This is a genomic window from Bradyrhizobium sp. 147 (assembly GCF_023073935.1).
Lineage (GTDB): Bacteria > Pseudomonadota > Alphaproteobacteria > Rhizobiales > Xanthobacteraceae > Bradyrhizobium.
Map to the genome: position 1 here is coordinate 1 of NZ_JADPKL010000047.1, position 650 is coordinate 650.

Genomic DNA, 650 nt, shown 5'->3' on the forward strand with positions numbered 1-650 from the left:
GCGAACATCGCCGGCGACATGCGCATCACTCCGTCCGCGATCGTTGGCCAAACGAACTTGCAACCTTCGAGGCGTTTGTGCACCAACACCAGACCCGTTCGATCCCAGACCAAAATCTTGATCCGGTCCGCTCGTTTCGATCGGAACACGAAGGCTGCGCCGCTGAACGGATCGAGACGAAGCATCTCCTGTACCTTCGCCGCAAGCCCGTCGTGGCCACAGCGGAAGTCGATCGGCCGCGTGGCAACGTAAATCTTCAGATCAGCACCGGCCGCGATCATCGTGACGCTCGCACCGCACGGATCACCCGGGATAGCTGCTCAGCATCTATGGCTGTGTCAGTCCGCAGCACGACATCGCCGATCGCAATCTCAAGCTTGACCGCCGGAGCCTGACGCTCCTCCAACGCATCTTCCACAACCAGCGGCGCAAACGTTGGTGGAGACGCCTCGCACGGCGGCAACATACCTCGCTGTCGAAGCCGCCGTCGCCAATCGTAGACCTGCCAGCGCGTCACTCCGTGCTTGCGCGCTACCTCGGATACCTGGGCGCCGGGCAACAGACTCTCCGCGGCGATCCGAGCTCTCTCAGCTTCCGACCGCACACGACGTCCTGACGGCCCTTCAAGAATCTCCAGCCGGCTCACCGAC

At 62.5% G+C, this 650-nt stretch carries 2 protein-coding genes; both read right to left on the reverse strand.

Features of this window, described 5'->3' with window-relative positions; all coding sequences use genetic code 11:
- Nucleotides 1–281, reverse strand: a 281-nt coding sequence (gene tnpB / locus IVA87_RS11310) for an IS66 family insertion sequence element accessory protein TnpB (protein WP_247333589.1), incomplete at its 3' end; no start/stop codon positions are given.
- Nucleotides 278–650, reverse strand: a 373-nt coding sequence (locus tag IVA87_RS11315) for a transposase (protein ID WP_247333590.1), incomplete at its 5' end; no start/stop codon positions are given. The genes IVA87_RS11315 and tnpB, both read right to left, overlap by 4 nt.